Annotated in this window: 11 protein-coding genes; all 11 read right to left on the minus strand. The window is 62.0% G+C overall.

Annotated features, from left to right (window positions below; genetic code table 11):
* Positions 1 to 1,412: methyl-accepting chemotaxis protein (locus AAG813_RS14640; protein ID WP_341916359.1), on the minus strand; the 1,412-nt coding region annotated here is incomplete at its 3' end.
* Between the two features lie 85 nt (positions 1,413 to 1,497).
* On the minus strand, positions 1,498 to 2,253 hold the full coding sequence (locus AAG813_RS14645) for an RNA polymerase sigma factor FliA (protein WP_341916362.1): 756 nt from the start codon (positions 2,251 to 2,253) through the stop codon (positions 1,498 to 1,500).
* 55 nt (positions 2,254 to 2,308) lie between these two features.
* Positions 2,309 to 3,007, minus strand: coding sequence for a hypothetical protein (locus AAG813_RS14650; protein ID WP_341916366.1), 699 nt, complete (start codon positions 3,005 to 3,007; stop codon positions 2,309 to 2,311).
* 10 nt (positions 3,008 to 3,017) lie between these two features.
* The gene (gene flhF / locus AAG813_RS14655) at positions 3,018 to 5,417 is read right to left on the minus strand and encodes a flagellar biosynthesis protein FlhF (protein WP_341916368.1); all 2,400 of its coding nucleotides are present in this window, start codon (positions 5,415 to 5,417) and stop codon (positions 3,018 to 3,020) included.
* Positions 5,414 to 7,504, minus strand: a complete 2,091-nt coding sequence (gene flhA, locus AAG813_RS14660; protein ID WP_341916370.1) for a flagellar biosynthesis protein FlhA — start codon at positions 7,502 to 7,504, stop codon at positions 5,414 to 5,416. Before flhA ends, flhF begins: the two co-directional genes overlap by 4 nt.
* Complete coding sequence (gene flhB, locus AAG813_RS14665; RefSeq protein ID WP_341916372.1) at positions 7,501 to 8,643, minus strand: flagellar biosynthesis protein FlhB; 1,143 nt, start codon at positions 8,641 to 8,643, stop codon at positions 7,501 to 7,503. Before flhB ends, flhA begins: the two co-directional genes overlap by 4 nt.
* A 130-nt stretch (positions 8,644 to 8,773) precedes the next feature.
* A complete protein-coding gene (cheZ, locus tag AAG813_RS14670; RefSeq protein ID WP_341916374.1) occupies positions 8,774 to 9,415 on the minus strand; it encodes a protein phosphatase CheZ in 642 nt (213 codons plus the stop codon).
* Between the two features lies 1 nt (position 9,416).
* Positions 9,417 to 9,815 carry a chemotaxis response regulator CheY gene (cheY, locus tag AAG813_RS14675; protein ID WP_300512389.1) on the minus strand — a complete coding sequence of 133 codons (399 nt, stop codon included), beginning with the start codon at positions 9,813 to 9,815 and terminating at the stop codon, positions 9,417 to 9,419.
* Positions 9,816 to 9,893: 78 nt separating this feature from the next.
* Positions 9,894 to 10,973 carry a chemotaxis response regulator protein-glutamate methylesterase gene (locus tag AAG813_RS14680; RefSeq protein WP_341916474.1) on the minus strand — a complete coding sequence of 360 codons (1,080 nt, stop codon included), beginning with the start codon at positions 10,971 to 10,973 and terminating at the stop codon, positions 9,894 to 9,896.
* A gap of 2 nt (positions 10,974 to 10,975) precedes the next feature.
* Entirely contained in the window at positions 10,976 to 11,635 is a 660-nt protein-coding gene (gene cheD / locus AAG813_RS14685) for a chemoreceptor glutamine deamidase CheD (RefSeq protein ID WP_341916378.1), read from the minus strand.
* Positions 11,632 to 12,501, minus strand: coding sequence for a CheR family methyltransferase (locus AAG813_RS14690; protein WP_341916380.1), 870 nt, complete (start codon positions 12,499 to 12,501; stop codon positions 11,632 to 11,634). The genes cheD and AAG813_RS14690 overlap by 4 nt, the downstream gene beginning before the upstream one ends.
* Positions 12,502 to 12,682 lie beyond the last annotated feature (181 nt).

The following is a 12,682-nucleotide window of genomic DNA, read 5'->3' on the forward strand; positions in this document are numbered from 1 at the left end:
TCCTGGCTGGCCGCCGTGATCTCGGCCATGATGTCGGTCACGCGTTTGACGCTGTCGACGATCTCGTCCATGGTCTTGCCGGCCTCGGCCACCTGTTTGCTGCCTTCTTCGACTTTGTCGACGGAGTCGCCGATCAGGGTCTTGATCTCTTTGGCCGCTGCCGCACTGCGCTGGGCCAGGTTTCTGACTTCGGCAGCCACCACCGCAAAACCTCTTCCCTGTTCCCCGGCTCGGGCCGCTTCGACGGCGGCGTTCAGGGCCAGGATGTTGGTCTGGAAGGCGATGCCGTCGATCACGCCGATGATGTCGACGATCTTTCTGGAAGAAGCATTGATGGCGCCCATGGTGCCGACCACTTCGGCAACCACGCTGCCGCCCTTGACGGCCACGCTGGAGGCGGTGACGGCCAGCTGGTTGGCCTGGCGGGCGTTGTCGGCGTTTTGTTTGACGGTGGACGTCAGCTCTTCCATCGACGCTGCGGTTTCTTCCAGGGAGCTGGCCTGCTCTTCGGTGCGGGACGACAGGTCGTGGTTGCCGGCGGCGATTTCAGTGGCGGCCGTAGCAATGGAACCAACATTGGCACTCACATCGGACACCACGGCCACGAGATTGGCGCTCATCTGATTGAGCGCACGCATCAATTGCCCGGTTTCATCGGTGGCCGCCGTCGGAAATTTGAGAAGCAAGGCGCCACCGGCAACGGCACGCGCGACCCCACTGGCCTTGTCCAGGGGTTTGAGGATCGTCTGCACAATGAAATAGCCGAACCCTGCCAATGCAAGCGCAGCCAGGCCGCACGCTGCTGCGATCAGCACCGGCAACGAGCTGGGCTCACCTGCGGCTTTCACCAGCGCGCTTGCCTGCCACCACCCCCATACCCCCAGAAGCAGCGCCCATGCAGCGCCCATGCCCGTGGTCCATGCGATCCGCTTCCGGATCGAAACAAGCCTGACCAAGGTGAGGGCATCACGCCAGCCACGCCGCACCACGCTGCCCTGCCTGACGGTCAAATGCGCAGATGAGCCTTCCTTGATTTCCCGGTACATCTGCTCAGCTTCAAGGATCTGGCTCCGCTCCGGTTTGCTGCGCACCGACATAAACCCCTGTGTCCTGCCGTCGACCTGAATGGGTGTCACGTTGGCAAGCACCCAGTAGAAATCGCCGTTTTTGCGCCGGTTTTTGACGAGACCGGTCCAGGGGAGTCCCTTGCCCAGCGTTGTCCAGAGATCCGCAAATGCTTCTTCCGGCATGTCGGGATGGCGCACGAGGTTATGCGCGCTTCCAATCAGCTCTTCTTTGGTGAAATCGCTAACTTCCACAAACGCGGGATTGGCATAGGTAATGCGCCCCTTGAGATCTGTCCTGGAAACCAGCGTGGCATCCTCGGGAAGTTCATACTCGGTCGTCGTCACGGGAAAATTACTGCGCACTATAGGCCTTTCTTTGACATGCACTCGGGAGGGTTGATGGGTTATTCGCAGACCGCTCGCAGCCTGCTTAAAGGGCGTTCTTCAGCGAATCCAGCGAGTCGCCCAGACTGGCGCGCAGGCGGCTGATGGCCTGGCTGTGGAGCTGACAGACGCGCGACTGCGTCACCTCCAGCACAGCGCCAATTTCCCGCAGATTAAGTTCTTCGTCGTAATACAGACTGAGCAACAGGCGTTCTCGCTCGGGCATGAGTTCGATGGCTTCAATCAGCTGGCGGCGAAAGTCGCCTCTGAGCAGCTGTGTCAGCGGTTCGTCGGCCAGGCTCTGGCCGCCCAGGGCCTGCCGGTCCAGAAAACTGTTCTCCTGATCGCCCTGGTCAAAGTCGTCGTAATACACCAGCTGGCAACCCTGGATCTCCTGCAGCAGGTGTTGATAGGCGTCCAGCGAAAGCTCCAACTCCTGGGCGATCTCGCCTTCAGTGGCCGGCCGACCCAGTTTTTGTTCCTGGGCCTGGACCGCCCGGGCAACACCGCGGGAGGACTGCCGCAAACCACGCGACACCCAGTCATTGGCCCGCAGTTCGTCGAGCATCGCACCGCGGATGCGCTGACTGGCATAGGTTTCAAATTTCGCCCCCTGATCGTCCTTGTAGCGATTGCCGGCATCGAGCAGTCCCATCATGCCTACCTGGATCAGGTCGTCCAGTTCGACGCTGGCCGGCAGCTTGGCGATCAGCTGCAGGGCCAGGCGCCGTACCAGCGGCGCGTACTGCATCAGCAAGTCAGACGGGCCGGACTTGTCGATTTTTCCCTGGGATGTGTACATCGAGGAAGCCTCCTGCATTTTTAACACTCGTGAAACTCGGAATTCGGCAGCTGCATCAATGCACCTCCAGCATGGGACTTTCGCCCTGCATGACCACTGGAGCGCGTGCCAGCCATGGCGCCTGGCCACCCCGTGGCGGCTGGGGCCAATGCAGAAAATCAGATGCGATCTGGCGAAAATCCATCGCAGAAGGACTCGTCGGAAATGCTTCAACGACAGTCAGGTTCAGTCGCTGCGCCTGGGGCAGACGCGGATCCGCCCTGACACACCCGGCGGGCTCCAACGCCACGGCAAGATAGCGGCTCCCGGTCAACGCGAGGTTCGACAAAATGCGCTGCGCCTCTGCCGCACCGGTCACATGGTTCACCAGCACGCGCAAGCGTTGCAGCGCATGCGCGTGGCAAAGCCTTTTGATACAAACATAGGCTGCCGTGATGGACGCCACATTGGGCTGCAACACCACGAAGACATGGTCTGCCTGGGCGGCCAGCGGCGAGAGTGCACCATCCTTGTCAAGCACGGTGTCGATCAGTACCAGCCGTCCCTGGCGCTGGGCCGGGGTTGAATCCACTGCGCTGCGCTCGTCGAGCAGCAACACATCCTTGCCCTGCTGCATCAGCGCCGCAGCCAGATTCAGTGCGACGCTTGTGGCGCCCACCGCCGGCCCGCTGCCGACCACAGCCACCAGCCGTCCGATGCTGCCAGCCATCAGACGGCGCAACCCATCCGCCTGATCGGCGATCACTTGCTTCACTGTGGATTCCTCATGCCTGCGCCGTTGCCCTGTGGGACTGGGGCGAGAGATCGGCGCCGTCGGACTCCAGCGCGTCCAGCAATACAAAGAATTTGCCCAGGCCTTCCAGCAGTACCGGGCCCGGCACCGGTCGGCCCGGGCGCACAGATCGACCGGCCAGCCGCGCCAGCACCTTGCGTGCCGCGTCAGCCCAGGGATCCTGCGCATATTGCAGGCGAAACACCGTGGTTGAAGCCTGCCCCGCAATCAGCCATTGCTTGCGCATGGATGCGTCGTCTGGCGGGACATCGCTTGCGAGTTGCACAATGCCCTGCTTGAGCAGTTTGAAATACGGCTCGGCTGCGGTCCGCCAGCCAGGCCACTGGACCATTTGTAGTGCTGCCACCTGGATACCGGTACTGGCCAGCAGATAGCTGTGCGCGATCGGCTTGCCGCTGTCTGCGTCGACAATACGCCGCACCACACAGCGCAGTCTGGAGACCTTCCTGTGTGCGTCGGACGTGTCGTCTCCGGCGGGAGGCCGGACAACGACCTGCGCTTCCGCCACCGACACCCACGCGGGTTTTCTGCGATATGTCGTCGCTTGCGGCGTACTGAAGTTGAGCCCAGCGGCCATTTTGGCGAGCGTTCCCGGCGTGCCATTTCCAGTGTCCAGAATGCGAAGGGCTGCGGTTGCAGATGCCGCCCACTGGATGCCGCTGGACCGCCACTGCTCGATCAACGCGAATGCAGGGAGACGGGCCAGCAAATGGACAACCGGTTTTCCGGATTTCTGGATCCAGTCACCCGGCAGCGACACCCCCGCCTGGGATGAATCGGCCAGGATCTGCTGCGGTGCAGCGAAGGGTCTGCCCGTCTGGTCCGAAAGCAGCACGGTGCTGGTGAGCACCCGCGGATCTGCGTCGTCCTCGCCTGTGAGGCTGGTATCGCCAGTCAGCGCCAGGACATAGTCGCTGCAACCGGCATGAATGTCGGCCAAAGCCTGAGCGCGCAATGTCTGTGCAAGCGCCTCCTCCCCAAGCTTGGCGTCGCAAAGCTTGCGCCAGAGTACGCGGGTTTCCTCAAAGCCGATCTGGCCACTGGCAAGCGCGCTGGCATTCGACGCCAGTTCCTGGGCGTTGTGGGTCAGTGCCCGAATCAGTTGCTGGCATTGCGCACGCAAGCGTTCGTTGATGGCCTCTGCCGCGGCCACTTCGGCCTCGTTGCCCAGAGGCGTTGGGCGCTCTTCAAGGTCTGCCTCACCGGGCACGAACAAGGCGCTTCGGCTTTTGGCATGGAACACGCTGTCCACCAACGCCGGGCGATCAACCAGCATCAAGTGCTCGGGAACCTTCTGTCCGCTGGAGATGTAGTGCACTGGCAGCTGGTGGCGAATGGCCATATCCAACAGCACACCGGGATGGGTAGCCTCGTCCACCTTGGTGAAAATGCAACCCGCCAGGTCGGCACCCTTCGCCGCCTTCCCGCCGTGGCGATAGGCCTCGACCACCTCATTGAGCGTATCGCCATGGCTGGAGGCATTAAGCAGCAGCAGGCGCTTGACCGGCCGGCCGGCACTGCAAAGCATGGCGATCTGGTCGGACACGGCCCGGTCGCGCTGACTCATGCCCACGGTGTCGATCAGCACCATGTGTTTGTCGCGCAAGCCTGCCAGCACATGCGCCAGGTCAGCCGCATCCTTGACGCCATGCACCGATACACCGAGGATCTGGCCATAAATACGCAGTTGCTCGTAAGCGCCGATCCGGTAGCTGTCGGTGGTCACCAGAGCCAGCTTGTCCGCACCGAAACGCAGGACGCAACGTGCAGCCAGCTTGGCCGTCGTGGTGGTCTTGCCGACGCCCGTCGGGCCCATCAGGGCATAAACGCCCCCCTCGTCCATCAGTGCATTTTCGTCTTCGAGCACGGGCAGGCGGCGTGCCAGTTCCGCCTTGGCATGGTCCATGCCGCAGGCATGGCTCAGGCCGGTTGGCAGGTTTTCCAGAATGTCCTTGGCCAAGCGTGCACTGAAACCTGCGCCCAGCAGCGTGCGCAGCAGGTGCCCCCGCACCGGGTCACGCCTTTGATGCTCGTTCCAGGCCATGCCGGCAAGCTGCTCTTCGATCATTCCGCGCATGGAGTGGATTTCCCGCAGCAGGCTGTTGCCGTCGTCCACGGCCGGCAGCGGCGCTACCGCCTGCAGGGGAAGGGCCGGAGGCGGGATCGGTACCGGTAGTGGCGCCGCCGGGGCGGCTTCCCTGGCAACGGGGACATCCATGGTCGCCACCACTTCAACGCCGCCCGCCGTCACGCGGTTGGACAGGACCATGGCGTCGGGCCCGAGTGTCTCGCGGACCAGACGCAGCGCCTCACGGCTGGATGGCGCTGTAAAACGGTAGTTCGAGGTGCCGGGTGTCAGATGGATCGTCATGCTTTTCCTCCAATGGTGGCCGTCACCTTGATGGTGCGGGTGTCGGGTATCTCAGCGTGGGAAAGCACCTTGAGCTGCGGCAGGCTGCGGCGCAGAAAGCGGGCCAGCAATACACGCAGCGGGTGCTGGACCACCAGCACGGGCGCCAGACCCAGCTGTGACTGGCGGTCCATGGCCAGCTGGGTTTCCCTCAGCAGGCTGTCAGCCAGGCCTGGCTCCAGTCCACTGCTGTTGGTCAGGGCCTGCAGCAAAACACGATCCAGCGAGCTGTCGAGGCCTATCACTTGCAGTTCCTCGTTGCCCGGGAAAATCTGCTGGACAATCGCACGGCCCAGCGCCAGCCGGATCAGCGACGTCAGCTCCGTGGTGTCTGTCACCGTCGGTGCGTGCTCGGCGAGCACATCCAGAATGGTGCGCATGTCGCGGATGGGAACGCTCTCGTCGAGCAGGTTCTGAAGCACCTTCTGCAGCGTCGTCAGGGTCAGGGTTTTGGGAACCAGATCCTGAATGAGCATGGGTGACTCTTTCCCGATGCGATCAAGCAGTTGCTGGACTTCCTGCCGCCCCAGCAGCTCCGCCGCATGCGCGTGAATCAGGTGATTGAGGTGGGTGGCGACGACCGTGCTGGCATCCACCACCGTGTAGCCGTAAATCTGCGCCTGTTCGCGCAGGCTGCTGTCGATCCAGATCGCCGGCAGGCCGAAGGCGGGGTCCCGCGTCTGCGTCCCGGGAAGCGTGGCACTGACCTGACCCGGGTTGATGGCCATCCACTGCCCGGGGGAAGCCTCGCCCTGGCCGATCTGTACGCCCTTGAGCTTGACCACATACGCGTTCGGTTTGATTTCAAGGTTGTCGCGGATGTGAACCACGGGCACCAGAAAGCCAATGTCCTGCGCGAATTTTTTACGTATGCTTTTGATGCGCCCCAGCAATTCGCCGTTCTGGGTTTTGTCCACCAGGGAAATCAGGCGGTACCCCACCTCGAGACCTAGCGGATCCACCAGCGCCACATCGTCCCATGTTGCTTCCTGCGACTCCACGGGATTCACCACCTGCGCAGGCGCCGCCACCGCGGCATCAGCGTTCTTCACGCCGCCTCGCATGACACGCCGGCCGAGCCAGACCAGGCCACCCGCAATGATCAGGAAGGCGAGGTTCGGCATGCCGGGAATCAATCCCATCAGACCAATCACGCCCGCCGTCAGGAACAGGACCTGGGGATTGGCAAACAGCTGGCCGGTGAGCTGCCCGCCCACATCCTCGTCAGTCGTCACGCGCGAGACGATGACACCCGCCGCGGTTGAAATGACCAGGGCCGGGATCTGCGCGACCAGGCCGTCACCAATGGCGAGCAGGGTGTAGGTCGTGCCAGCCTCCGAGAACCCGAGACCATGCTGGGCCATGCCGACAATCAGGCCGCCAATGATGTTGATCACCAAAATGAGAAGGCCTGCAACGGCGTCGCCGCGGACGAATTTGCTGGCGCCGTCCATCGACCCGTAAAAGTCGGCCTCCTGTGCCACTTCGGCACGGCGCTTGCGCGCCACGTCTTCGCCAATCAGGCCGGCATTGAGGTCGGCGTCGATCGCCATCTGCTTGCCCGGCATCGCATCGAGCGTGAAACGAGCGCCCACCTCGGCAATGCGCCCGGCGCCCTTGGTGATGACCATGAAGTTGATCACGACCAGGATGATGAACACCATCACACCCACGGCAAAGTTGCCCCCGACCAGGAAATGCCCGAACGCCTCGATCACCTTGCCGGCGGCGTCCGGACCGGTGTGGCCCTCCATCAGCACCACGCGGGTGGACGCGACATTGAGTGACAGCCGCAGCAGCGTGGTGAACAGCAGCACGGCGGGAAAAGCCGCAAAATCCAGCGCCTTCATGGTGTACATGCTGACCAGAAGCACCATGATCGACAGCGCGATATTGAAGGTGAACAGCAGGTCCAGCAGGAACGGCGGCAACGGCAACACCATCATGCTGAGAATCAGGATGATCAGGATAGGGCCGACCAGCCCCTTGCCCTGGTTGCCGGCCAGCATCTGCCTGGGCAGGCGCAACAACGAATTCGTCAATGTCATGCGGGATTTCCAAGGGGATCGAGTGATTCGGGGACCGGCAGGTCACGCGGGGGGCGCGGCAGCGCGCCACCTTCCGTGCCGGCGCGGTTCAGCTGGTAAGCCCAGGCCAGCACTTCGGCCACGGCCGCATAGAGGGCGGCCGGGATTTCATCGCCCAGCTGGGTGTGACGGAACAGTGCCCGGGTCAACGGCGGCGCCTCCAGAACCGGCACCTTGTGTACTTCGGCCATGGCGCGGATACGCAAGGCCACCAGGTCGGAACCCTTGGCAACCACGCGTGGTGCACGCATGTCCTTGTCGTGGTATTTCAGCGCGACCGCAAAATGGGTCGGGTTGGTGACAATGATGTCGGCCTTGGGCACCTCGGCCATCATGCGCCGCCTGGCCATTTGCTGCTGCTGCCTGCGGATCTGGGCCTTGACCTGCGGATCCCCGTCGCTTTCCTTCTGCTCCTGGCGCAAATCCTCGCGCGACATGCGCAGCTTGCGGGCATGGCTCCACAGCTGGTAGGGCACATCGATAAGCGCCACCAGCAGCAGTGAAGCGATGATCAGGGCACAGCTGCCTGCCACCAGATGCAGGGCATGCGGCAACGCAGCCCGTGCCGGCTCGTTCATCAAGGCCATGATCGCATCGAGCTTGCCCGAGATGACCCACCAGGCCACGCCACCGACCAGCAGCGACTTGACGATGGTCTTGACCAGTTCGGCCAGTGACTCGGCCGAAAACATGCGACCGATGCCTGCCACGGGATTCAACTTGGAGAAATTGGGCGCCAGTGATTTTCCCGAGAGCAGCCAGCCGCCCAGCATCATGGGAGCAACCAGCGCCGCCAACAGCATCATGAGAAGTACCGGCATCAGCGCCTGCATCGCGTGGAGGACGGCCGTTCCTGCCTGCACCATCATGTGTGACGCATCAAAGGCCGACGCACGTTCGAATTGCAGGCCATTGCGCAGCGCGCTGTCGAAATGCCCGCCCATCATGTCTCCCAGAGTCCAAAGGGCGCCAACGCCCGTGGTCAGCATGACAAAAGTCACCAGCTCCCGGGACCGGGCGACCTGCCCCTCCTCGCGCGCCTTTTCCAGACGCCGGGGCGAGGCCGGTTCGGTTTTTTCGAGATCACTTTCTTCCGCCATCAATGCTCCGGAGCGACAGACGCCGGAAGGCGCCTCATCTCGAAGATTATTGGGGAAAGCCCCCTGAACTGATCAGGCAAACAGGCCGGGGATAGGCCTGTTCCTTGGGCAATCAGCCGTCTGCCGCGGGTTAGAAACCGAGGCTGGCCAGCAGGTCATCGACCTGGCCCTGGTCGTCCACCGCATCGGTGTTGCCCAGCTTGATCTGGGGTCCATTGAGCAGGCCGTGGCCGGCCTCCTGCCGCTTGTCAATGGGGGCGTTGTCAATCAGCAGCTGCAGCAGCTGCGTCTCCATGTCCTTGATCACGTCCATCATTTTCTTGATGACCTGACCCGTCAGGTCCTGGAAGTCCTGGGCCATCATGATTTCCATGAGCTGCGCATTGGTCGCGCTGGTCTGCTGCGGGACGTCCGCCAGGTAGCTGCGCGTGTCTCTCACCAGCTCACGCGCATCGTCCAGCTCCAGTGGACTGGCAAACCACACGTCCCAGCGCTGTGACAGGCTGACGGCCTGCTTCGAAAGATTGTCCTGGATGGGCTGAGCCACATCGATTGCGTTGAGCGCCCGTTCCGCCGCACGTTCGGTCATCTGGGCGACATAGCTGAGGCGGTCACGTGCATTGGGAATGGCTTCGGCCGCCCGGGCAATGCCCTTGTCCAGACCGAGCTCGCGCATGCCCTCGCGCATCTGGCGCGTCAGATGCCCGATGCGATTGACCAGCTGTTCGGTCGAGTCGCCCACGGCTGCAGAGGAAGTTGTGTCGTGAGCCATGTCAAGCACCTTCTTTTTCTATTTTTTCGAAAATCTTGGTGATCTTTTCCTCCAGCGTGATGGCTGTAAACGGCTTGACCACATATCCGTTGGCCCCCGCTTTGGCTGCTGCAATGATGTTTTCCTTCTTTGCTTCTGCTGTCACCATCAGCACCGGCAGCTTGGCGAACGAGGGATCAGCGCGAATGGCCTGCAACATCGCCAGACCGTCCATGTTCGGCATGTTCCAGTCAGAAACCACAAAACCGTAGTTGCCGTTGCGGACCTTTTCCAGGCCCACAGCACCGTCTTCGGCTTCATCCACGTTAACGAACTCCAGTTCCTTGAGCAGATTGCGAACAATCCTTCGCATGGTCGGGAAATCGTCCACGACCAGAATCTTGATATTTTTGTCGATCACGTTCACTCCAAATTTTGACTACCAACACACATCCGCGGGGGGCTCGCAAGGCGCCACCCAAGCGCTCTTCCACTTCGCCTACACCCGATTGCTCCGCGCACCGAGGGACCTTAGGTAGGTCATCACGCGCTGGCTCATTTCCTGCAACGGGGCGACCTCACTCACGGCGCCGATGGCAATCGCCTCGCGCGGCATGCCAAAAACCACACAACTGGCTTCGTCCTGTGCCAGCGTATGGGCACCGGCCTGCCGCATGCGCAGCAGGCCTTCGGCACCGTCACGCCCCATACCGGTCAGAATCACGCCGATGGCGTTCTTGCCGGCGTGTATTGCAGCCGAATCAAACAGCACATCCACCGATGGGCGATGCCGGTTCACAGGCGGCTCCTGGTGGACCTGAGCCACGTAATTGGCGCCACTGCGCGTGAGAGACAAATGAAAACCACCCGGCGCGATGTAGGCGTGGCCGGGCAGGATTCGCTCGCCATGAATGGCTTCCGACACGGCGATGCGGCACAGGCTGTTGAGGCGTTGCGCGAAGGAATTCGTAAAGCCTGCAGGCATGTGCTGCGCAATCATGATGCCCGGACTGTCGGGCGGCAGCGGTTGCAGGACCTCGCGGATCGCTTCGGTTCCGCCGGTTGATGCACCAATAATGATGAGCTTTTCAGTACTCAGCAACGGGCTGTGCAGCGGCAGCACTTCCGCCGTGGTCTCCATGCCTGCTGGTGTTGCGGCCCGCTTCGCCGGCAGCAGCCGGGCCGTGGCAGCGATGCGGATTTTCCCCGCGATCAGGTCGGTGTAAGACAACAGGCCGTCGCGGATGCCCAGACGTGGTTTGGTGACAAAGTCAATCGCCCCCAGCTCCAGTGCACGCAGCGCGGCCTCCGAGCCGCGCTCTGTCAGCGAGGACACCATCACCACGGGCATGGGCCGCAGGCGCATCAGCTTTTCGAGAAATTCGAGTCCGTCCATGCGCGGCATTTCGACATCCAGTGTCATCACGTCGGGGTTGTGCAGTTTGACCAGGTCACGGGCAACCAATGGATCGGAGGCGGTCGCCACCACCACCATGTCGGGCTGGCTGTTGATGATTTCCGTCATCAAACTGCGTATCAGCGCCGAGTCATCGACACACAACACCCTGATTTTTGGCACGTTCACAAAGCCCACGCATTCTTGTTGGCAGCGTCACGGGCGACGTCCCTGTCAAAGAGTTCCACCTTGTTGCGTGCTTGTCGTCCTGACAAGGCCTGCGCCAGGGCCTTTTCGCTGCGATCGACCTGCGCAACGTCGTCCTGCTGGCTGAGCTTTCGCATGGTGACCTTGCCGGTCGCCGGGAAATAGTTGATGCGGCGAGGCAGCTTTCCCCGCAGATCCTGGGCCGCTATCCGGACCTGCTCCATCTGGAGGTAACGCAGCACAAAATCGGCATTGCGCTCGCCGATATTGAGCATGGTCATATTGGCCAGGACCGCTCCGCCGCCGAAGACCTTGGCCTCCAGTCGCTCACGCCTTGCACCTGCCTTGAACAATTCATTGAGGAGCATTTCCATGGCGTAGGCGCCATAACGCATGGCCGAGGCTGCGCCACGAGACTTTGGGTCGGCATCCTCCGGCAGCATGAAGTGATTCATCCCACCCACGCCAGCTGTGCTGTCACGCACGCAAGCGGACACGCACGACCCCAACACGGTTGTCAGCACCATGTCGCTGGACGTGACGAAGTACTCCCCGGGCAACAACTTCACCGCGGAGATGCCGAACTCACGGTCGAAATAATGGTGGGTGGCGACCGTTTCCATGTGCGCCAAACTCATGTCGCCGCCTTGGTGCTGTTGCCGACCAGCTCATAAATTGTCTGCCCGCGCAGCCGGAAAGTCTGGCTGGCGAAGGAAAAGTTCTCCGAATGTCCGGCAAACAAAAGGCCATGCGGTTTCATCAGGGGCGCAAACCGCTGCAGGATTTTTCCCTGCGTGGGTTTGTCGAAATAGATCATCACATTGCGGCAGAAAATTGCATCGAACGGATCCTTGAGTGCCCACTTTGGATCGAGCAGGTTGAGCCGCTCGAACTTCACCATCGCCGCCACTTCCGGCCGCACGCGAACCCTGCCCTCATGCGCCCCCGTGCCCTTGAGGAAAAACCGCTTGAGGTAGGTAGGCGGAAGCTTGCTGACCTGTTCGGCGGTGAATACGCCCGTCGCCGCCTTGGCAAGGACCTGGGTGTCGATATCGGTGGCCACAACACTGGCAGCGCCGGCCCGGGAACCCAGCGCGTCGATCAGCGTCATTGCGATCGAATAGGGTTCCTCCCCCGTGGACGCAGCCGAACACCAGACCGTCAGCGGCTGCGGGCATTTTTTGGCATGCGCTGCCAGCACCGGGAAGTGGTGCGCCTCACGGAAGAACGCAGTGAGATTGGTGGTCAGCGCATTCGTGAACAGCTGCCACTCGTCACCGTCCGGATTGGCTTCCAGGACGCCAAGGTAGGTGGAGAACTCCTTGAGCCGCAGCTCGCGCAAACGTCGCGCAAGGCGGCTGTAGACCATTTGCCGCTTCTGGACGCTCAGCGCTATTCCCGCACGCTGATGGATCAGCTCGCGTATTCGCGAGAAGTCGTGGTCAGTCAGAAGAAAGTCCGGTCCGACCGGCGCTGCTGTTGCGAAATCCGTGTTTGTAGTCATGTTGTTTGATGCCATCGCGCGCGCCAGGTAAATCCCCTGTGCATCGTGCCAACGGCATACGCTTCAATGTATCCAGCCCCCGCCGGTATCGATGCACGGAAAAGCGCTCCAAACAGCCTGCTCTTTTTGGTATGCCGGAGCAATCCGCAACACGAAGGCGCCCCATGGCGGGCGAACGCGG

Source organism: Polaromonas sp. YR568, assembly GCF_943371715.1.
Classification (GTDB): domain Bacteria; phylum Pseudomonadota; class Gammaproteobacteria; order Burkholderiales; family Burkholderiaceae_C; genus Polaromonas.

Coding starts and splice junctions, on each gene's coding strand:
- flhB (WP_341916372.1), bottom strand. CDS start 8,643: ATGGCGGAAGAAAGTGATCTCGAAAAAACCGAACCGGCCTCGCCCCGG.
- AAG813_RS14690 (WP_341916380.1), bottom strand. CDS start 12,501: ATGACTACAAACACGGATTTCGCAACAGCAGCGCCGGTCGGACCGGAC.
- cheZ (WP_341916374.1), bottom strand. CDS start 9,415: ATGGCTCACGACACAACTTCCTCTGCAGCCGTGGGCGACTCGACCGAA.
- AAG813_RS14645 (WP_341916362.1), bottom strand. CDS start 2,253: ATGTACACATCCCAGGGAAAAATCGACAAGTCCGGCCCGTCTGACTTG.
- flhF (WP_341916368.1), bottom strand. CDS start 5,417: ATGACGATCCATCTGACACCCGGCACCTCGAACTACCGTTTTACAGCG.
- cheD (WP_341916378.1), bottom strand. CDS start 11,635: ATGAGTTTGGCGCACATGGAAACGGTCGCCACCCACCATTATTTCGAC.
- flhA (WP_341916370.1), bottom strand. CDS start 7,504: ATGACATTGACGAATTCGTTGTTGCGCCTGCCCAGGCAGATGCTGGCC.